Below are 18773 nucleotides of genomic sequence, written 5' to 3' on the forward strand. Positions count from 1 at the left end.
ATTCCTTTGAGCGTCGAGCGCCGCTGCGGGGCGGCTTAAAGCGCGAAGGATGGCGCTTAGGCCGGCTTTTTTCCAGCGTTTTCCCAGCGCACAAGCAGTTTGCTCACGCACATCGAACCCACCACCGCCAGGATGATCGGCACCAGAAAGTCATGGTCGATCCGGGTAAATTCCGCCACCAGCACAATCGCCGTCAGCGGCATGCTCATGCTCGCCGCCAGGAACGCCGCTGCGCCGATGATCGCAAACGCGCCCAGCGGCACGCCGGGCCACGCCAGGCTCCAGGCGCCGCCGAGGATGATCGCCAGCAACGCGCCATTGGCCAGGGCCGGGGTCAGCAGCCCGCCTTCGGCCCCGGCGCGCAGGCTGCTGGTCGTGATCAGCACTTTGACCAGCAGCAGGATGGCGGCCAGGCCGATTGTCAGCTCATTGTCGAAACCCAGTTGCGCCGGGCCCTTGCCGTTGCCGAGGATCTGCGGCAGCAGCATGGCCAACCCACCGATGAGGGTAAAGTTGATCAACGCCAGCACCGGCAAACGCCAGCCGCGCGCGGCGTTCGCCCTGGCGGCGCCGGTAACGCGGCTGAAAGCGTAGGCCGCCACGCCAAACACCGGGCCACACACCACGGCCCAGGCGATCAACGCCGGGCTCAGCAGAAAATGCGGCACCACGTATTGCGACTCTGCGCCAAGGCCGATCCACGCCACCGCGGCCCCAATCGCCGACGTTGCCAGCGCAATCACCGCTGCTGGCCAGCTGAATGTGCCGACCAGCACTTCCAGCACAAACACCGCGCCGCCCAACGGCACGTTGTACACCGCCGCCAGGCCCGCACCCGCGCCGCAGGCTACGATCAGCCGATGCATCGACGGTTCCAGTCGCGCACGCTGCGATAACCATGTCGCCGCCAGTGCGCCGACTTCACGCGGCGCCACTTCACGCCCCAGCGGCGAGCCGAGGGCCACGGTGATGATTTGCAGGATGGCGTGGGCGAGGGTGGTCTTGGGCGGCATGATCGGCATCTTTTCGCCAACCGCTTGCTTGATGCTCACCAGCGGGCGGCCGTAGCGATAAATCGCCCACCAGCCCACACCCGCAACGAGGCCGCAAATGACCAAAACCAGTAACCGACGCTGTGGCGCGGCGGCGGTCACGCCCCACAGAAAGGTTTCATGGCTGACCAGGCTGTCGAGGCTGTACCCGTACGCCAGGTGCTGGATGCCGTGCAGCAGCAACGCCAGGAGCATCCCGCCAAGCCCGGCGCCGATGCCAGTCAGCACGACCACCAGGGCCAGAATCAACGATGAGCGAAACGTGGTCGGCATAGACGGCTCCAGGAAGTGGCCCAGATTGTATAGCCGATAAAGTCGCGTTCCCGGGTGAAATGTATCGGCAGGCCATGAACCGCGTCCTCACAACATTTCATTACGTTTGCCAGTCCCGTTTTTGGCCGATGCGCCGCCGCGCTCCCTTGTTATAGTTCGGCCCTTATCACTCGCCAGTCAGGGATCACTGCCATGTCCGAATACCAAGCTTTCGTCGTCGAACTCACCGGCAACGTTGCCCATGTGCAGATCAATCGCCCGGAAAAGATCAACGCGATGAACGCGGCGTTCTGGACCGAAATCATCGACATCTTCCAGTGGGTCGAGGACACCGACGCCGTGCGCGCCGTGGTACTCAGCGGCGCCGGCAAGCATTTTTCTTCCGGCATCGACCTGATGCTGCTGGCCTCGGTGGCCAACGAATTCGGCAAGGACGTGGGCCGCAATGCGCGCTTGTTGCGCCGCAAAATCCTCGAGCTGCAAGCCTCGTTCAACGCCGTCGACCATTGCCGCAAACCGGTGCTGGCGGCGATCCACGGCTACTGCATCGGCGGCGCCATCGACTTGATCAGTGCCTGCGACATGCGCTACGCCGCTGAAGACGCGCAGTTCTCGATCAAGGAAATCGACATCGGCATGGCCGCCGACGTGGGCACCTTGCAGCGCCTGCCACGCATTGTCGGCGACGGCATGCTGCGTGAACTGGCTTACACCGGCCGCCAGTTCGGTGCTGAGGAAGCGCGCAGCATCGGCCTGGTCAATCGCGTGTATGCGGACTATGCAAGCCTGTTGGCCGGCGTCATGGACATTGCCCAGCAAATCGCCGCCAAGTCGCCGATTGCCGTGACCGGCACCAAGGCGATGATCAGCTACATGCGTGACCACACGGTCAATGATGGTTTGGAATACGTTGCCACCTGGAACTCGGCTATGTTGCAATCCAACGACCTGCGCGTGGCCATCGCGGCCCATATGAGTAAGCAGAAACCCGAATTCGTGGATTGACCGACATGACCCCAGGCTGGATTACCACAACGCTGCTGGACAACGACGCCCCCGGTGGCTGGGCCGTCGCCCGCAGCCGCGAAGGCTTTTTGCATGACACCAACGGCCCGCTGTTCCCGCGCGAATGGCTCAAGCGCCAGGACCTGTCGGTGTTCGCCGAACACGGCATCGGCCACCTCGACGGTGAGCCGGTGTACTTGCTGGAACTGAACTCGGCGAGTGACGTGCCGGGCTGCAGCTGGCAAGGTTTGCGCGCTTTCATGCTGCAGGGCGATCACACGTTGTACAAAGTGCTCGGCTACGCCGCGCAGATCGGCACCTGGGCGCGCGAGCACCGGTTTTGCGGCAGCTGCGGCCAGGCCATGGTCCAGGTGCCGCGTGAGCGTGCGATGCATTGCCCGGCCTGCGACCTGCGCAGTTACCCGCGCATTTCGCCGAGCATGATTGTGCTGGTGACCCGAGGCGACGAGATTCTGCTGGCGCGTTCGCCGCGTTTTGTCACGGGCGTCTACAGCACCCTGGCCGGGTTCGCCGAGCCGGGTGAGTCGGCCGAAGACTGCCTGATCCGCGAGGTGCGCGAGGAAGTGCAGGTGGAGGTCAAGAATATCCAGTACATGGGCAGCCAATGCTGGCCGTTCCCGCATTCGATGATGCTCGGCTTCCATGCCGAATATGCCGGTGGCGACATCGTGCCCCAAGCTGACGAGATCGAGGACGCGCAATGGTTCAACATCCACGACCTGCCGCCGCTGCCGGCGTCACGTTCGATTGCGCGTTACCTGATCGACCTCTACCTGGCGCGTCGTTTAGGCCACGCTGAACCAGTGTTGCCAGGCTAGACGCACGGTCAGGCCGAGGACCACGGTGATAAACACCGGGCGAATGAATTTGGCGCCGCCGCTGATCGCGCTGCGTGCGCCAAAGAATGCGCCGCACATTACCGAAAAGCCCATCGCCAGGCCGACGATCCAGTCCACCGAGCCGTTGAAGATGAACACCGACAGCGCCGCCGCGTTGCTGACGAAGTTCATGCTGCGCGCGACGCCGCTGGCCTTTACCAGGTCGATGGGGTGCAGCAGCATCGTGCTGACCGTCCAGAACGCGCCGGTGCCGGGGCCGGCCACGCCGTCGTAGAAGCCCAGGCCAAAGCCCTGGGTGGATTGCCACTTCTTCTTGATCGGCGCGTCGGCATCCAGCGGCGCCTTGGGCGTACCGCCAAACAGCAGGTACACACCGCAGCCGAATACGATCACCGGGAGCATTTTGTTCAGGGTTTCGGCCGGCAGGTAGTGCGCGACGACCGCACCGGCCAGCGCGCCGATCAACGTGCCGACGATGGCATGCACCCACTGACGGGGATGAAAAAGTTTGCGCCGGTAGAAGGTGAAGCTGGCGGTGGCCGAGCCGAAGGTGGAACTGAGTTTATTGGTGCCCAGCACCAGGTGGGGCGGCATGCCGGCGGTCAGCAGGGCGGGCGTGGTGAGCAGCCCGCCGCCGCCGGCGATGGCATCGATGAAGCCGGCGATAAAGGCCACGATGGCCAGGATGGCGAGGGTGGTGAGGTCGACGCTGAGTTCGAAGGGCATGGGCAGGGCTTATTATTGGCAGGGCACAGCGAAGGGGCTGCACCAAAGGCCCGCATCTTACCTGTCAGATCAACAGAGAGCCAAATGTGGGAGCGGGCTTGCTCGCGAAGGCGGCATGGTCAGTCAATATATCTGTGACTGATCCACCGCTTTCGCGAGCAAGCCCGCTCCCACAGGTTTAACCGCGATCAACCGTGACGCTTGTCCAGCCACTCCAGCGCTGTGCGCCACACACAAATGCCGAGGAAATACGCCGACATCAGCGACCACAACCCGAACGTCCATGGGTTGGTATTCGGGTAGTCCACCACCATCAAAAAGCTGCACAGCAACCAGATCGTGGTCACGGCAATGTTGATCGGCATAAAGCGCTTGACCCGGAACGGGTGCAAAAACTTCATCGGCGTCACGGTCAGCAGCGCCAGGCCAATCACCGTCAGCAAGGTGACCCAGGCGTCCGGCTGGATGATGTACACGCACAGGGCAACCACGTTCCAGGCGGCGGGGAAGCCGACGAAGTAGTTGTCCTTGCTCTTCATGTTCACATTGCAGAAGCAGAACAGCGACGACACCAGAATCACCGACACCGTAAACAGGTGAGTGAAGTCGGGCAGGTCGATATAGCGGTAGATGAACAACGCCGGAATAAACACATACGTCAGGTAATCAATCACCAGGTCCAGCACCGAGCCATCGAAGCTTGGCAATACCGTGCTGACATTCACTCGTCGGGCCAGGGAGCCGTCTACGCCATCGACTACCAGTGCCAGGCCCAGCCAGAGCAGGCAAGCCTTGGGTGAGTTTTCCAGCAGCGCAAGCGTGGCCAGAAAGGCCAGCACGACGCCGGTGGCGGTAAAGCCGTGGGCGCCCCAGGCTTTGAGTCTGGCTACATGCAGGGTCGATATCACGGGCGTTTCTCCAAAAGGTCAAACAGGGCAGCCGACAACGTAACGCCGTCGAGTCTGGCCGGGGAATGCAGGTATCGACCGGGAAGGGGGGGATAAGGTTCACCACCCCGGTGTATCACTTAGCGTAGCAAGCGCAGCACGTTTCGGCATCAACCCTGACGGAACACCAGCGCCTTCAAGCCACTTTGGGGGTCGATATCCGGAAATTCAGGCGGGTTTTGCAGCCGCTCAACAAAGCGCAGGCCCGGTGCTTCGCGGGTGACGCCGTCGATCAGGAAGTCTTCGCCAAACGCCGGGTCGTTCATGCACGCCAGTACGCTGCCCTGGGGCGTGAGCAAATCCGGCAGCCGGCGCAGCACGCGTTGGTAGTCCTTGGTCAGCAGGAAGCTGCCTTTCTGAAAGGAGGGCGGATCGATGATGACCAAATCATAAGGCCCGCTGTGGGTGACCTTGGCCCAGGACTTGAACAGGTCGTGGCCCAAAAAGGTGACGTTGCTCAAGTCATGACCATTCAGGCGGTGGTTGTCGCGGCCACGGCTGAGGGCGCCACGGGCCATGTCCAGGTTCACCACATGGTCGGCGCCGCCTTCGATGGCCGCGACCGAGAACCCGCAGGTATACGCGAACAAGTTGAGTACGCGCTGGCCTTTGGCCTGCTCACGCACCCAGTTACGGCCGTAACGCATGTCGAGGAACAGCCCGCTGTTCTGTTTCTTTCCCAGGTCGATCAGGTAGCGCAGGCCGCCTTCGGTGATCGTCAGCTCATCAACAGCGTTACCCACCAGCCATTCTGTGGTGCTTTGCGGCAGGTAGCGGTGTTGCAGGGCCACGGTATAGGTGCTGAGCTGTTCCTTGAGCATCTGTTTCAACGCGTCCAGCTGTTCGGCCTCCGGCGCTTTGAACAACGCAACCAGAATCACCCCTTGCAACCAGTCCACCGTCAGTTGTTCCAGCCCCGGCCAGCAGCGGCCACGGCCGTGGAACAGTCGCCGGGTCTCGGCGGGCGGGCTGGCCAGGGCGGTGAGCAGGTGGGCGTGCAGGGTGGCAAGTGCGTCTGGGGTCATCGGTCAGCGTCGGTCATTGAGCGGGCGGCATTTTAAACACAGTTGCGGCGTTGCGTGTGGCTTGAGCACAACGTGCTGGCAAAAAGCGGATTGGCAGTGATTCATGCTCAAAATGCCCGAATCTGCGCCTGATAACAGGCAAAAAATCCTTCAGCGCCAGCATAAACTGGAAAAAAAGCCCGGAGGTGCGCATGAATGGTTTCGCCAGTGCAGTCAATCACACGGCGTTGGATCAAGTAGAGCAGGACGAGTGGCGTGACGCACTGGCTTCGCTGGTGGCCAACGCCGGTCCCGAACGGGCGCGGCAGATCCTCGACCTGTTGGCCCGCGAAGGCAGCGCCCCGCACATCAACTGGAAACCACGTCACGGCACGCCGTACATCAACAGCATCAGCGTTGAGCAGCAGCCGGTCTTTCCCGGTGACCTCGCCACCGAAGAGCGTCTGGCTTCCCTGGTGCGCTGGAACGCGCTGGCCATGGTGGTGCGCGCCAATCAGGCGTACGGCGAGCTCGGTGGCCATATCGCCAGCTACGCCAGTGCCGCCGATTTGTTCGAAGTCGGCTTCAACCATTTTTTCCGCGCCCGCAACCCAGACTTTGGCGGCGACCTGGTGTTCTACCAGCCGCATTCCGCGCCGGGCATTTATGCGCGCGCCTTCCTGGAGGGCCGCTTGAGCGAAGACGACCTCGCGCACTACCGCCAGGAGATCGGCGGGCAACAAGCGGGCGCACGGGGTCTGTCCAGCTATCCGCACCCGTGGTTGATGCCGGACTTCTGGCAGTTCCCCACCGGTTCCATGGGGATCGGCCCGATCAGCTCGATTTTCCAGGCGCGTTTCATGCGTTACCTGCAGCATCGTGGCCTGCTCGACACCACCGACCGTCACGTCTGGGGTGTGTTCGGCGACGGCGAAATGGACGAGCCGGAAAGCATGTCGGCACTGACCCTGGCCGCCCGCGAAGGCCTGGACAACCTGACCTGGGTGGTCAACTGCAACCTGCAACGCCTCGACGGCCCAGTGCGCGGCAATGGGCGCATCATCGATGAACTGGAGGCGTTGTTTGCCGGTGCCGGCTGGAATGTGATCAAGCTGGTCTGGGGTTCAGACTGGGACGCCTTGCTCGCCAAGGACAGTGACGGCTCGCTGGTAAGCACGCTGTCGCAGACCGTCGACGGGCAATTCCAGACCTTCGCCGCCAAAGACGGCGCCTACAACCGTGAGCACTTTTTCGGGCAGAGCGAGTCACTGGCCAAGTTGGTCGAGGGCATGAGTGACGAGCAAATCGACCGCCTTAAGCGTGGCGGCCACGACATGGTCAAGATCCACGCCGCCTACCACGCCGCGCGCCGGGTCAAGGGCCAGCCGACGGTGATCCTGGCGCAGACCAAAAAGGGCTTCGGCATGGGCGAAGCCGGGCAGGGCAGGATGACCACGCACCAACAGAAGAAGCTTGATCGGCAGGCGCTGATCGCCTTCCGCAATCGCTTCCAGTTGCCGCTGACGGACGAGCAGACCGAATCGCTGAACTTCTTCAAACCGGCCGACGACAGCCTTGAACTGCGCTACCTGCATCAACGCCGCCAGGCGCTCGGCGGTTACGTACCGAGCCGCAGTCAGGTCGCAGCGCCGGTGGCGGTGCCGCCAGTGAAGGATTACGCCGGTTTCGCCACGGCGGCTGACGGCAAGGAAATGTCCACCACCATGGCCTTCGTGCGCATGCTCACCCACCTGCTCAAGGACAAGGCCCTCGGCCCGCGCATCGTGCCGATTGTGGCCGATGAGGCGCGCACCTTTGGCATGGCCAACCTGTTCAAGCAGATCGGCATCTATTCCAGCGTTGGCCAGCGCTACGAGCCCGAAGACATCGGCTCGATCCTCAGCTACCGCGAGGCCACCGACGGGCAGATCCTCGAGGAAGGCATCAGCGAAGCCAGTGCCATCAGCTCGTGGGTGGCAGCGGCCACCAGCTACTCGGTGCACGGCCTGCGCATGTTGCCGTTCTACATCTATTACTCGATGTTCGGCTTCCAGCGCGTCGGCGACCTGATCTGGGCCGCCGCCGACCAGCGCGCCCGCGGCTTCCTGCTTGGCGCCACGGCCGGGCGCACCACCCTGGGCGGCGAAGGGTTGCAGCACCAGGACGGCAGCAGCCACCTCAGCGCCGCCACCGTGCCTAATTGCCACGCCTACGACCCGGCGTTTGCCGGCGAGTTTGCGGTGATCCTCGACCACGGCATGCGCCAGATGCTGGAACACGATGTGGACGCGTTCTACTACGTAACGCTGATGAACGAAAACTACCCGCAGCCAAGCCTGCCGCAGGGCGTGGAGTCAGCGATTATCAAAGGCATGTACCGCTTGCAAGGTGCGCCAGATGCCCAAGTGCGCTTGCTGGGTTCGGGCACGCTGCTGCGCGAGGCCCAGGCCGCCGCGCAGTTACTGGCCGAGGATTGGCAAGTGGCGAGCGAGGTGTTCAGCGTCACCAGTTACAGTGAGCTGGCGCGGGATGCGCGGGAAGTGGAGCGGTGGAATCGCTTGCATCCCCAGCACGCCAAGCGCGTCAGCCATGTGAGTGACTGCTTGCCCAACGGCGCGCCGGTGATTGCGGTGTCCGACTATGTGCGGGCGGTGCCGCAGATGATCACTTCTTACCTGAGCTGCAGCTACACCGTGCTCGGCACCGACGGTTTTGGTCGCAGTGATACACGGGCAGCGTTGCGTGATTTCTTTGAAGTGGATCGCCATCACCTGGTGCTGGCAGCGCTGACGGCGTTGGCGGAGCAGGGGAGTGTGGCGCGGGAGGTGTGTCAGCAGGCGATTGAGCGCTATGGCTTGCAGACGGAACGCCAAGCGTCCTGGGTTTGCTGACTGGCGAAAATCCAAATGTGGGAGTGGGCTTGCTCGCGAAGGCGGTGAATCAGTCAGCAGATTTATTAACTGACAGACTGCATTCGCGAGCAAGCCCGCTCCCACACTTTAGGGTTGCGGTGGTGTTAGCGCGTGGCAATCAGGGCTGGCCCAAATGCCTCCTTCAAAAAAACCGGCGCGATGTAGCGCTCGTAGTGCGCCTCGGACAACAGGAAAAATTCCCGATCAATCGCATCACGCAAATCCGCAAGGTTGCGCTCACGAAACTCCGGCAACAATGCCAAGCCATACGCATCCAGCTTGGAAATCACCCGCGCGCCCCGCGCAATCAACTGGTACGCCCAGCAATACGGCGACTGGTGCGGCATAAAGCGAATCTTGCGGTCTTCCAACTGCTGGCGCAGGCGTTGTGAGTCGAACACTTCCAGCTTGCTGGCCATCACCTGCACCAGCAACTGCTCCAGGCGCAGCCACACCGCCTGCTTCTCCTCGGCGTTGTAGCCATTCCACTGAATCACCTCATGGTGATAACGCTTGCAGCCCCGGCAGACCAGGTCACCGTAAACGGTAGAGCACAGGCCGACGCAGGGGGTCTTGATGGTGTGATTGGGCATAAAGGGCAATTTGCAAAGTCTATAGAGCACCGCAGACCCAATGTGGGAGCGGGCTTGCTCGCGAATGCGGTGAGTCAGTCACCGGATGCATCGACTGACACGCTGTATTCGTGAGCAAACCCGCTCCCACACGTTTAGATCTGTGTTGTTGATCAGTCCCAGCTCAACGCGCCGCCGGTCTGATACTCGATCACGCGGGTTTCGAAGAAGTTCTTCTCTTTCTTCAAGTCCATGATCTCGCTCATCCACGGGAACGGGTTGGTGGTGCCCGGATACTCTTCCTTCAAGCCGATCTGCGACAGACGACGGTTCGCGATGAACTTGAGGTAGTCCTCCATCATCGCCGCGTTCATGCCCAACACGCCGCGCGGCATGGTGTCACGCGCATATTCAATCTCCAGCTGAGTCCCTTGCAGGATCATCTGGGTCGCTTCTTCTTTCATCTCGGCATCCCACAAGTGTGGGTTTTCGATTTTGATCTGGTTGATCACGTCGATACCGAAGTTCAGGTGCATCGACTCGTCGCGCAGGATGTACTGGAACTGCTCGGCGACGCCGGTCATTTTGTTGCGACGGCCCATGGACAGGATCTGGGTGAAGCCGCAGTAGAAGAAGATGCCTTCCAGGACGCAGTAGTAGGCGACCAGGTTGCGCAGCAATTCTTTGTCGGTTTCGACGGTGCCGGTTTCGAACTTCGGATCGGAGATCGAGCGGGTGTACTTCAGGCCCCAGGCGGCTTTTTTAGCGACCGATGGAATCTCGTGGTACATGTTGAAGATCTCGCCTTCATCCATGGCCAGCGATTCGATGCAGTACTGGTAGGCGTGGGTGTGGATCGCTTCTTCGAAGGCCTGGCGCAGGATGTACTGGCGGCACTCCGGGTTGGTGATCAGGCGGTACACGGCCAGCACCAGGTTGTTGGCAACCAGGGAGTCGGCGGTGGAGAAGAAGCCGAGGTTGCGCATGACGATGCGACGCTCGTCGTCGGTCAGGCCTTCGGGGTTTTTCCACAGGGCGATGTCGGCGGTCATGTTGACCTCTTGCGGCATCCAGTGGTTGGCGCAGCCGTCGAGGTATTTCTGCCAGGCCCAGTCGTACTTGAAGGGCACGAGTTGGTTGAGGTCGGCGCGGCAGTTGATCATGCGCTTTTCGTCAACGGCGACGCGGGCGGCGGAACCTTCCAGCTCGGCGAGGCCTTCGGCGACGTCGAGTTTGTCCAGGGCGGCCTTGGCGCGCACGATGGCGGCGGAGTCGTTGGCAGTCACGTTGCGCGCTTCCAGTGCGGCCGCGGCGCCGGCACCGTCAAGGCGGTCCATGTTGGCTTCGCTGGCATGCCCGGCGTTGGCGCCCTTGATCACCGCTGCACCGGTGTCTTCGTTATCGACTTCATCCCAACTCAGCATTGAAATACTCCTTCCTGGTCTGTTCTGACGGTGTGTGAACCCGTCCAAAAATATGCGGTTTGCAGGCTACTCGGCATTGAAATACTGCGCGTAGTGTGGTCGGTAAATACCGATGCTGCACACTATGTAGTGGTCTGGTTTGTTTGTGGGCACACTATATGGTGTGTAACAAAGTAGGTCAACGCACAAGATGTGCGGTAATGGGTCGCTGCCCGGCGCTGGTTCAGCTATAAAGCCAGGGTTCACTGGCCACATAGGGATACTCAAGGGAATGAAAAAGATTCTGCTGCGCGCGGCCACCCAGCAGGACGCCGAAAGCATCTTCGCGGTGCATCAAAACTCGGTCGAAAACCTGTGCAATGCCGACTACGGCCCTGAGCAGATTGCAATGTGGCTCGATGGCCGCTCGCCTGAGACGTACCGCGCGGCCATCGCCGCGGGCACGCTGTGGCTGGCGTACACCGATACCCTGCAAGGTTTCGTCGAAATTGACGGCCATGAAATCAGCAAATTGTTTGTGCGCGGTGATGCGGCCGGACAGGGCATTGGTGCGCGTTTACTGAGTGAAGCCTTGCAGCACATCCAACACGCGGGCCATGCCAAGGCCTACCTGGAAGCGACCCTGACCGCCGAAAGATTCTATGCCGCCTTCGGGTTTCGCAAAATCGGCGAGGGCAGGTTCAGCCGTGGCAACAGTCCGGTTTCCATTGAGATCATCAAGATGGAGCGGGCTTTTCAGGAAACGTAATGCGCCGCCGACTCAAGCCACCTTCCGCGTTGAGCCAGCGGTGCTTGAACGGAGGGCTACCAGCCGCGCAAGCGCTCCCATACCTGCACATCAGCGTCATGCAAAACGGCGATGTAGCTACCAAACTGCGCGCCCGTCGCGCACGCATGGTTGGGCAAAATGCGCAGGCGCGTGCCGAGTGGGAAGTGCGTGACCACATCCACATGGCTATGCTCAAACCGCGCCACACCGTGTTCCTGATTGGCGCTGCTGAGCAGCAACCCGTCGATGGGCTCACCGTATTCATCACACACCTGGCCATACCCGAAATCACGTTTCTGCGACTGAGTGCCACGATCCCGACTCATGGCCATCCAGCCCGCATCGGTGATGACCCAGCCTTTTTCCGCTTGATGGCCAATCACCGTTGTCAGCACGCTCAAGGCCAGTTCATCGGCACGGCACACGCCGATGTTGTGCATCACCAGGTCGAAGAACGCATACACGCCAGCGCGCAGTTCGGTGACGCCGTGCAGGCTCAGCGCCGACAACGCGGTGGGCGTGGAGCCGACGCTGACCTGTTCGCATGACAAGCCCGCCGCACGAATGCGCTCGGCCGCCTCGACGCAACGTGCGCGTTCCTGTTCCGCTATCGCTTGCAAGGCTTCAGGCGTATCCAGGCCGTAGCTTTCTCCGGCATGGGTCAGCACGCCGGCGAGGCTGGCGCCCAGCAGCTGGGCGATCACCAGCAATTCAGGCGACTGCGGCTTGACCCCGCAGCGATGGCCGTCGCAATCGATCTCGATCATCACCGCAAAGGTCTCGCCGTGCTGCCGGCCAAAATCGACGATGGCCTGGGCACCGGCGGGGCTGTCGGTGATCAGCGTCAGCGCGCAACCCTGGCGCCGCAACGCCAAGGCCTGGGGCAGCTTATGGGGCGCCATGGCGACTGCGTAGAGAATGTCGTGGATGCCCCGCTCGAAAAAGTACTCGGCTTCCTTGAGCGTCGAGACGGTGATGCCGCGCGCACCCGCAGCGATCTGTGCGGCCACCACTTCGGCGCATTTATGGGTTTTGACATGCGGGCGCAAGTGCACGCCCAGGCTGTCAGCGCGCAGTTGCATGCGCTGGATATTGCGCTGCATCTTCAGCGTGTCAATCAATGCGGCAGGCGTGTCCATGGTTGAAACTCCACAATGAAGGACAGCGGCCAAATTGACGCCCTGTCCAGGACTGGATATGTTGTCTTGCATGAAAAAGACCTCTCCCGAACAAACCACCCTGATCAGCCAGCTCGAACAGATCGCCGAAGGCCTGAGCAAAACCTTCAGCCCGTTCTGCGAAGTGGTGCTGCACGACTTGCGCGACCCGCAGCACGCGATCCTGGCGATCCATAACAACCTTTCCGGACGCCAACCCGGTGACCCGGCCACCGAACTGGGACTGGCGCGGATTGCCGACCCGGACTACCCGCAGGTCATCGCCAACTACCAGAACCAGTTCGCCGATGGGCGTCAGGTCAAGAGCACGTCGATCGGCATCAAGGACGCCAGCGGCAAGTACGTCGCGGCCTTGTGCATGAACGTCGATCTCTCGTTGTTCCGGGGCTTGCAGGGCATGCTGGAGCAGTTTGGTTCAGTCAGTGGCGACAAGCCCAATGAGTCCCTCGACCCGTCCGGCGCCGATGTGATTCGTGCGCGTATCGACCAGTTCGCCGCACGCCTGGCTACCACGCCGCGGGCACTCAAGGCGGCGGATCGGCGGCTGCTTTTGCAAGAACTCAAAGACTCCGGCTGCATGGACGTTCGTCGGGCCATGGAAACCGTCGCCTCGCACCTGGGCGTGTCGCGCGCGGCGGTCTACACCTACGCCAAGTAACGCGCCAGCGCTTCAATCTCTACCAGGTACCCGTGATGCAACTCGGGCACCGGCACCACCGCGCGGGCAGGGCGGTGCTCGCCCAGCGCGGCGGCGTAAAGGCGGTCGAATTCCGGCCAGTGGTTGACCCCGGCCACGTACACCGTGACCTTGACCAGGTCCTGGGGCGAACCACCGGCGGCTTTCAAGATCGCCAACACATTGTCCAGCGCCACCTGCGCCTGTTCGGTAAACGACGCCTCAAGGTTGTGGCGACCCTGCGCGCTGACCGGCAATTGCCCGGAGATATACAGCGTGTCGCCATGGCGCACGGCCTGCGAATAATGCCCGGCAGGCGGCGCGGCAGTCGCGGTGTTGATGATGTTCATGGCGCCTCGCTGAGCAATGCGGCGTAGCGCTGGATATCGACGTTGCCGCCGGTGACGATAACCCCCACGCGTTGGCCCTTGAACCGCTCGCCCAGTTGGCGCAATGCCGCCAGGCCAAGGCAGCCGGTGGGTTCCACCACCATCTTCATGCGCTGCATGAAGAAGCGCATGGCTTGCACCAACTGCGCGTCGGAGACGGTGAAGATGTCGTTCACCTGATCACGGATGATCGGGAAGGTGTAGTTGCCCAAGTGTTGGGTTTGCGCACCGTCGGCGATGGTCGCCGGCGTGTCGATGTGCACAATGCTGCCGGCACGCAAGGAGCGTTGGCCGTCATTGCCGGCCTCCGGTTCGACGCCGAACAGTTGGCAATCCGGTGCCAGCGCGCGGGTCGAAAGTGCTGTGCCCGAGAGCATACCGCCGCCGCCCAGGCCGACGAAGAGCGCGTCCAGAGGACCGGTGAATTCCAGCAGTTCCTTGGCGGCAGTGCCTTGGCCGGCGAGGATGTGCGGGTGATCGTAAGGCGGGATCAGCGTCATCCCTTGCTCGATGGCCAGGGTACGGCCGATCTGCTCGCGGTCCTCGGTAAAACGGTCATACAGCACCACGCTGGCGCCATATTCACGGGTCGCGGCGACCTTGGCGGCCGGCGCGTCGGTGGGCATCACAATCGTCGCCGGCATGCCCAGCAAACGCGCCGCCAGCGCGATGCCTTGGGCGTGGTTGCCCGAAGAAAACGCCACCACACCGGCCTTGCGCTGCTGCGCATCAAACTGCGAGAGGGCGTTGAACGCGCCGCGAAACTTGAATGAGCCGGTGCGTTGCAGGTGTTCACATTTGATGAACACTTCGGCGCCGGTTTCGGCGTTGAGAGTGCGCGAGGTGAGCACCGGCGTGGCGTGCGCGAAGCCCGCCAGGCGCTGGGCAGCAGCGGTGACGTCTTGATAGGTAGGCAGTTGCATGCGACGGACCTCATGTGCGTGTCTGGATAAAATATCCATATCAAGACAAATAGTAAAGTTTCCTGTGTTCATGCTAGCGTTTCGAGCTTCTCTGAACGCCCGAGGGTTCGACGTTGATCCGACTCACCGACTACATCGCCAACCTTGCCCAGTCACCGCTGGCGCCGTGGGCCGACCTGGCACCCTGGGCGTTGGTGACCCAGGCGCCCGCCATCGTCCGCCACTTGCTCACCGAACTGGCGGTTGAGGATTACGCCATTCACGATGAAATCGCCGTGCACCGCACCGCCACGGTCGAACCCGGCGCCTTGCTCAAGGGCCCATTGATCATCGGCGCCGAGTGCTTTATCGCCAGCGGTTCGCTACTGCGTGGTGGTTGCTGGCTGGAGGCGCAGTGCATCATCGGGCCAGGCGCCGAACTGAAAACCTCATTTGTATTCAAGGGCAGCAAGCTGGCGCATTTCAATTTTGTCGGTGATTCGGTGCTTGGCCACGGGATCAACCTGGAGGCGGGCAGCATCGTCGCCAACTACCGCAATGAACGCGTGGACAAAGAGGTGCTGGTGCGCATTGACGGGCAGTTACAGCGCACCGGTTGCGACAAATTCGGCGCGTTGCTCGGCGATCAGTGCCGAATTGGCGCCAATGCGGTGCTGGCGCCGGGGGCCGTGTTAGCCCCTGCCAGTGTCATCGGGCGCGGGCAAGTGTTCGACGCAGAAGCCTCTGTATAAACGCAATGTTGAAAAGGGCATGGTGCACCGGCACGATATTAAATAGAATGAATCTCATTTGAGACTCACTCGCGCCGCGCAGGTCGCTTGCCATGAATGATGCAGTTGTCCCGACCCACGCCGCCGAACCCACCTTGTCGAGTTTGTACCGCGACCACCGCAGTTGGCTCGAAAGCTGGCTGCGGCGGCGCCTGGGCAATGCCTGGGATGCTGCGGACCTGAGCCAGGATACGTTCCTGCGCGTGCTCGCCAGTGCCCAGCCGATTGCGCAGATGCAGGAGCCGCGCGCGTACCTGGTCACGGTCGGCAAGCGCTTGCTGGTCAACTTTCATCAGCGGCGCAGCCTTGAGCAGGCTTACTTGACGGCCTTGGCAAGCCTTCCTCACACCTGTGTGCCGTCGCCGGAGCAACGCTGGCTGCTGCTGGAAACCCTGCAGGCGCTGGATGAGTTGCTCGACGGTTTGCCCGTGCTGGTGCGCCGCGCATTTTTGTGGAGCCAACTTGAAGGCCTGGGTTATCGCGAGATTGCCGAGCGGCTCGACGTTTCTGAGCGCACGGTGAAGCGCTACATGGCGCAAGCCTACGAACATTGTTTGCTGGCAGACCTGTGAGCCGCGAGGTCGCGCGCGCCGCCGCGCAGTGGCTGGCCTTGCTGGAATCCGGCGCGGCCACCGAACGTGATCACGCCGCGTTGCAGCAGTGGCGCGACAGCCACCCCCAGCACGAACAGACCTGGCAGAAAGCCCAAGCCCTGCGCCAGCGTTTCAGCGACGTGCCGCAGGCATTGGCAATGGCCAGCCTCGACCGGCCCCAGCCGTCGCGGCGGGCCATGCTCAAGCGTGCGCTGGGTGTGGCGGCGCTGGTGCCGACCGCCTGGCTGGTGAGTCGGCAGTTGCCCATCGAGGCATGGCGGGCCGACGTGCACACCGCCACCGGCGAGCGCAGGCGCCTGCCGTTGGCCGATGGCAGCAGCCTGCAACTCAACACTGCCACGGCGGCGGATGTTGATCTCCAGCAGCGGCGCATCACGTTGGTGGACGGTGAGCTGGCCGTGAATGTGCCAGGCGCGGCGTCGATGACCGTGAACACCCGCTACGGCGAGGTTCACGTCAGCCAGGCCGAAGTGTGTGTGCGGCAATTGGCGTCCGGTTGTTTGGTCTCGGTGCTCAAGGGCGCGGTGCAGGTGCGCGACGTGCAGGGGCACGTGGCGACATTGAGCAGCGGGCAGCAGGCGCCGTTGCAGGCCAAGGGGCTTGGCGCCTGGGTAGCGTTCGATGCGCTGCAACTGGGCTGGCGCGACGGCGTGTTGACCGCGCAGAACCAGGCGCTGGGGGATTTTTTGCGCGAACTGGCGCGTTATCGCCCAGGCGTGTTGCGCTGGGACCCGAGCCTGGAAAGCCTGCGCGTGACCGGCAGCTTCCGGCTGGACGACACCGACCGCATTCTCACGCTGCTGTCCCAGACGTTGGGGTTTGAAGTGCGCGCGCGGACGCGGTACTGGGTGACCTTGAGCCGCACACTGGTGTGACGCTTCACTGGGAGAGTGGGCTTGGCCTGCGTTGGCGTGCGAAGCGCTTCCAATTCGGACACTTAGGTAAAACTGATAGACCGCGTCGTGGGATTTTAGGGCCGCTTCGCAGCCCAACGCGGGCAAGCCCGCTCGCCACAGTAAGCCTGCTTGCCACAGGAAGTCTGGTTGCCACAGGGGCGTGCTTGCCACAGGAAGCCTGATTGCCACAGGGAGCGTGGTTGCCATAGGGCGCCCGCATGCCATGGGCGATCATCTGTCTTTAAATCACATGCGCCCGCTGTAACTCGGTCAAGGCCAGTGCCTTGAGCCGTGCCAGCAGCGGGTCGCGACGGTCGCGTGGGTGCGGCAGGTCCACCGCGAGTTCCTGGCGGATGCTGCTCGGCCGGTTGTCCATCACCAGCACCCGATCACTCAGGTACAGCGCTTCGTCCACATCATGAGTCACCAGCAATAACGCGATGGCATGGTGCTTGGCCAGTTGCAGTAGCAAGTCCTGCAGTTTCATGCGGGTGAAGGCGTCCACAGCGCTGAACGGCTCGTCCAGCAGCAACACCTGCGGGCGCGAATACAGGCCGCGTGCGATCGCCACCCGTTGCGCCATGCCGCCCGATAACGCTTTGGGCAGTGCCTGAGCGAAACCCTTGAGGCCGACTTCGTCGATCAATTGCGCGACCCAGGCTTTGTCATAGTGACTGTCATCACTGAAGCCGATGTTCTGCTCTACCGTCAGCCAGGGCATCAGGCGCGGTTCCTGGAACACAAACGCCACTTCGCCTTCGGGGCTGCGCAGTTGGCCTTGAAAGTCTTTTTCCAGGCCGGCAACGATGCGCAGCAACGTGCTTTTACCGCAACCACTGGGCCCCAGCAGGCTCACCGCTTCGCGTGGCTGCAAGGCCAGGTGCACGTTGGTCAGCACGGGGGTGCTGGCAAAGCTTTTACGCTCTACACGAATGTCCAATAAAGGCTGCATGCTCATTGCTCCGCACCCTGGCCGTTGAAGGTGTCACGCCAGGCCAGGCAGTGTTTCTCGAGCGCTGCGAGCAGGCCATCGCTGACTTTGCCGAGCAGCGCCAGCACGATGATTGCGGCCAGCACGATGTCCGGGCGCGAGGTTTCGCGCCCGTCACTGAGCAAGTAGCCCAAACCCTTGGTAGCCGCGATCAACTCGGCCGCCACCAGGAACATCCACGCCAGGCTCAGGCCACTGCGCAAGCCAGTAAACAGACCGGGCAGGGCGGCGGGCAACAGAATCCGCCGCACCAGACGGCGCCGGCTGAAGCCGTACATTTGCCCGACCTCCACCCATTTGCGGTCGATATCGCGGATCGCCGCGACGCCATTGAGGTACACCGGGAAGAACGCGCCAATCGCAATCAGCACAATCTTCGAGGTTTCATCGATGCCCAGCCACAGCAGCAACAGTGGCACCCAGGCCAGGCTCGGGATCGAGCGCAGCCCGGCAAACGTGGGTTCCAGGTACGCCTCGGCTTCGCGGCTGAGCCCTACCCAGGCGGCAAACACCAACGCCAGGCTCGCGCCGATGGTGAAGCCCGCCAGTACGCGCAACAGGCTGACGCCGATGTGCTTCCACAACGCGCCTTCGGCCAGGTCGGTCAGGGTTACGGCGATCTCGCTGGGCGCCGGCATCTGGTACGACGGCAGCCAGCCGATACGCACCACCCCCTCCAGTACCAGCAGGATCAGCACCGGCAACACCAGTCCTTTCAAACGCCGTGGCCAGGCACTGCGCTGCATGACGAGCGGCGCCGCGAGCGGCACGGTTTGGGTTTTGCTGGTCATC

General features: G+C 62.4%; 20 protein-coding genes. 8 read left to right on the forward strand and 12 right to left on the reverse strand.

Features of this window, described 5'->3' with window-relative positions:
• Positions 1 to 56: 56 nt before the first annotated feature.
• Positions 57 to 1325, reverse strand: coding sequence for a chloride channel protein (locus C4J83_RS13450; protein WP_124417270.1), 1269 nt, complete (start codon positions 1323 to 1325; stop codon positions 57 to 59).
• 192 nt (positions 1326 to 1517) lie between these two features.
• Between C4J83_RS13450 and C4J83_RS13455 the strand changes: the two genes are divergently transcribed.
• Both C4J83_RS13455 and nudC read left to right on the forward strand, forming a co-directional pair.
• Positions 1518 to 2330, forward strand: a complete 813-nt coding sequence (locus C4J83_RS13455) for a crotonase/enoyl-CoA hydratase family protein (protein WP_119741942.1) — start codon at positions 1518 to 1520, stop codon at positions 2328 to 2330.
• Positions 2331 to 2335: 5 nt separating this feature from the next.
• Positions 2336 to 3169, forward strand: a complete 834-nt coding sequence (gene nudC, locus C4J83_RS13460; RefSeq protein ID WP_119741944.1) for an NAD(+) diphosphatase — start codon at positions 2336 to 2338, stop codon at positions 3167 to 3169.
• Here the strand turns inward: nudC and C4J83_RS13465 are convergent.
• The 4 genes from C4J83_RS13465 to C4J83_RS13480 form a co-directional block, all read right to left on the reverse strand.
• Entirely contained in the window at positions 3137 to 3916 is a 780-nt protein-coding gene (locus C4J83_RS13465; RefSeq protein WP_119741946.1) for a TSUP family transporter, read from the reverse strand. The genes nudC and C4J83_RS13465 overlap by 33 nt on opposite strands.
• A gap of 188 nt (positions 3917 to 4104) precedes the next feature.
• Complete coding sequence (gene pcsA / locus C4J83_RS13470) at positions 4105 to 4824, reverse strand: phosphatidylcholine synthase (RefSeq protein ID WP_106577916.1); 720 nt, start codon at positions 4822 to 4824, stop codon at positions 4105 to 4107.
• A gap of 149 nt (positions 4825 to 4973) precedes the next feature.
• Complete coding sequence (locus tag C4J83_RS13475) at positions 4974 to 5888, reverse strand: class I SAM-dependent methyltransferase (protein WP_124417271.1); 915 nt, start codon at positions 5886 to 5888, stop codon at positions 4974 to 4976.
• A 13-nt stretch (positions 5889 to 5901) separates the two neighbouring features.
• Entirely contained in the window at positions 5902 to 6081 is a 180-nt protein-coding gene (locus C4J83_RS13480) for a hypothetical protein (RefSeq protein WP_124417272.1), read from the reverse strand.
• Between C4J83_RS13480 and mdeB the strand changes: the two genes are divergently transcribed.
• The gene (gene mdeB, locus C4J83_RS13485) at positions 6080 to 8758 is read left to right on the forward strand and encodes an alpha-ketoglutarate dehydrogenase (protein ID WP_124417273.1); all 2679 of its coding nucleotides are present in this window, start codon (positions 6080 to 6082) and stop codon (positions 8756 to 8758) included. The two genes, C4J83_RS13480 and mdeB, sit on opposite strands and share 2 nt — an antisense overlap.
• A gap of 125 nt (positions 8759 to 8883) precedes the next feature.
• Here the strand turns inward: mdeB and C4J83_RS13490 are convergent, their stop codons facing one another.
• Both C4J83_RS13490 and C4J83_RS13495 read right to left on the reverse strand, forming a co-directional pair.
• Positions 8884 to 9372 carry a DUF1289 domain-containing protein gene (locus C4J83_RS13490; RefSeq protein WP_124417274.1) on the reverse strand — a complete coding sequence of 163 codons (489 nt, stop codon included), beginning with the start codon at positions 9370 to 9372 and terminating at the stop codon, positions 8884 to 8886.
• A gap of 152 nt (positions 9373 to 9524) precedes the next feature.
• A complete protein-coding gene (locus C4J83_RS13495; protein ID WP_034108883.1) occupies positions 9525 to 10775 on the reverse strand; it encodes a ribonucleotide-diphosphate reductase subunit beta in 1251 nt (416 codons plus the stop codon).
• Positions 10776 to 11046: 271 nt separating this feature from the next.
• Between C4J83_RS13495 and C4J83_RS13500 the strand changes: the two genes are divergently transcribed.
• A complete protein-coding gene (locus tag C4J83_RS13500; protein ID WP_124417275.1) occupies positions 11047 to 11523 on the forward strand; it encodes a GNAT family N-acetyltransferase in 477 nt (158 codons plus the stop codon).
• A 56-nt stretch (positions 11524 to 11579) separates the two neighbouring features.
• Here the strand turns inward: C4J83_RS13500 and C4J83_RS13505 are convergent, their stop codons facing one another.
• Positions 11580 to 12683, reverse strand: a complete 1104-nt coding sequence (locus C4J83_RS13505) for a DSD1 family PLP-dependent enzyme (protein ID WP_124417276.1) — start codon at positions 12681 to 12683, stop codon at positions 11580 to 11582.
• Between the two features lie 70 nt (positions 12684 to 12753).
• Between C4J83_RS13505 and C4J83_RS13510 the strand changes: the two genes are divergently transcribed.
• Complete coding sequence (locus C4J83_RS13510; RefSeq protein ID WP_119735328.1) at positions 12754 to 13380, forward strand: helix-turn-helix transcriptional regulator; 627 nt, start codon at positions 12754 to 12756, stop codon at positions 13378 to 13380.
• Here the strand turns inward: C4J83_RS13510 and C4J83_RS13515 are convergent.
• Together C4J83_RS13515 and C4J83_RS13520 are read right to left on the reverse strand one after the other, a co-directional pair.
• Positions 13368 to 13748, reverse strand: a complete 381-nt coding sequence (locus C4J83_RS13515) for a RidA family protein (protein WP_124417277.1) — start codon at positions 13746 to 13748, stop codon at positions 13368 to 13370. The genes C4J83_RS13510 and C4J83_RS13515 overlap by 13 nt on opposite strands.
• Entirely contained in the window at positions 13745 to 14710 is a 966-nt protein-coding gene (locus C4J83_RS13520) for a threo-3-hydroxy-L-aspartate ammonia-lyase (protein ID WP_124417278.1), read from the reverse strand. Before C4J83_RS13520 ends, C4J83_RS13515 begins: the two co-directional genes overlap by 4 nt.
• 113 nt (positions 14711 to 14823) lie before the next feature.
• Between C4J83_RS13520 and C4J83_RS13525 the strand changes: the two genes are divergently transcribed.
• The 3 genes from C4J83_RS13525 (at position 14824) to C4J83_RS13535 (ending at position 16969) form a co-directional block, all read left to right on the forward strand.
• Complete coding sequence (locus C4J83_RS13525; RefSeq protein WP_124417279.1) at positions 14824 to 15441, forward strand: LbetaH domain-containing protein; 618 nt, start codon at positions 14824 to 14826, stop codon at positions 15439 to 15441.
• A gap of 92 nt (positions 15442 to 15533) precedes the next feature.
• Positions 15534 to 16052, forward strand: coding sequence for a sigma-70 family RNA polymerase sigma factor (locus C4J83_RS13530; RefSeq protein WP_106577927.1), 519 nt, complete (start codon positions 15534 to 15536; stop codon positions 16050 to 16052).
• Positions 16049 to 16969 (forward strand): FecR domain-containing protein, encoded by a 921-nt coding sequence (locus tag C4J83_RS13535; RefSeq protein WP_124417280.1) that lies wholly within the window; start codon positions 16049 to 16051, stop codon positions 16967 to 16969. The genes C4J83_RS13530 and C4J83_RS13535 overlap by 4 nt, the downstream gene beginning before the upstream one ends.
• A 262-nt stretch (positions 16970 to 17231) precedes the next feature.
• Here C4J83_RS13535 and C4J83_RS13540 read toward each other — a convergent pair whose 3' ends face one another.
• Positions 17232 to 17948: an ABC transporter ATP-binding protein gene (locus tag C4J83_RS13540; protein WP_106577929.1), complete on the reverse strand. Its 717-nt coding sequence runs from the start codon at positions 17946 to 17948 to the stop codon at positions 17232 to 17234.
• Positions 17945 to 18772, reverse strand: a complete 828-nt coding sequence (locus C4J83_RS13545; RefSeq protein WP_124417281.1) for an ABC transporter permease — start codon at positions 18770 to 18772, stop codon at positions 17945 to 17947. Before C4J83_RS13545 ends, C4J83_RS13540 begins: the two co-directional genes overlap by 4 nt.
• Position 18773 lies beyond the last annotated feature (1 nt).

Origin of the sequence: Pseudomonas sp. LBUM920, from assembly GCF_003852315.1 — a bacterium.
Taxonomy (GTDB): Bacteria; Pseudomonadota; Gammaproteobacteria; order Pseudomonadales; family Pseudomonadaceae; genus Aquipseudomonas.

Excerpts from the sequence above, each read along its gene's own strand:
- C4J83_RS13455 (WP_119741942.1), top strand. The coding sequence starts at position 1,518 with ATGTCCGAATACCAAGCTTTCGTCGTCGAACTCACCGGCAACGTTGCC.
- C4J83_RS13505 (WP_124417276.1), bottom strand. The coding sequence starts at position 12,683 with ATGGACACGCCTGCCGCATTGATTGACACGCTGAAGATGCAGCGCAAT.
- C4J83_RS13495 (WP_034108883.1), bottom strand. The coding sequence starts at position 10,775 with ATGCTGAGTTGGGATGAAGTCGATAACGAAGACACCGGTGCAGCGGTG.
- C4J83_RS13540 (WP_106577929.1), bottom strand. The coding sequence starts at position 17,948 with ATGAGCATGCAGCCTTTATTGGACATTCGTGTAGAGCGTAAAAGCTTT.
- C4J83_RS13545 (WP_124417281.1), bottom strand. The coding sequence starts at position 18,772 with ATGACCAGCAAAACCCAAACCGTGCCGCTCGCGGCGCCGCTCGTCATG.
- C4J83_RS13480 (WP_124417272.1), bottom strand. The coding sequence starts at position 6,081 with ATGCGCACCTCCGGGCTTTTTTTCCAGTTTATGCTGGCGCTGAAGGAT.
- C4J83_RS13520 (WP_124417278.1), bottom strand. The coding sequence starts at position 14,710 with ATGCAACTGCCTACCTATCAAGACGTCACCGCTGCTGCCCAGCGCCTG.
- C4J83_RS13515 (WP_124417277.1), bottom strand. The coding sequence starts at position 13,748 with ATGAACATCATCAACACCGCGACTGCCGCGCCGCCTGCCGGGCATTAT.
- C4J83_RS13465 (WP_119741946.1), bottom strand. The coding sequence starts at position 3,916 with ATGCCCTTCGAACTCAGCGTCGACCTCACCACCCTCGCCATCCTGGCC.
- C4J83_RS13490 (WP_124417274.1), bottom strand. The coding sequence starts at position 9,372 with ATGCCCAATCACACCATCAAGACCCCCTGCGTCGGCCTGTGCTCTACC.
- C4J83_RS13510 (WP_119735328.1), top strand. The coding sequence starts at position 12,754 with ATGAAAAAGACCTCTCCCGAACAAACCACCCTGATCAGCCAGCTCGAA.
- C4J83_RS13500 (WP_124417275.1), top strand. The coding sequence starts at position 11,047 with ATGAAAAAGATTCTGCTGCGCGCGGCCACCCAGCAGGACGCCGAAAGC.
- nudC (WP_119741944.1), top strand. The coding sequence starts at position 2,336 with ATGACCCCAGGCTGGATTACCACAACGCTGCTGGACAACGACGCCCCC.
- C4J83_RS13450 (WP_124417270.1), bottom strand. The coding sequence starts at position 1,325 with ATGCCGACCACGTTTCGCTCATCGTTGATTCTGGCCCTGGTGGTCGTG.
- C4J83_RS13475 (WP_124417271.1), bottom strand. The coding sequence starts at position 5,888 with ATGACCCCAGACGCACTTGCCACCCTGCACGCCCACCTGCTCACCGCC.
- C4J83_RS13530 (WP_106577927.1), top strand. The coding sequence starts at position 15,534 with ATGAATGATGCAGTTGTCCCGACCCACGCCGCCGAACCCACCTTGTCG.
- mdeB (WP_124417273.1), top strand. The coding sequence starts at position 6,080 with ATGAATGGTTTCGCCAGTGCAGTCAATCACACGGCGTTGGATCAAGTA.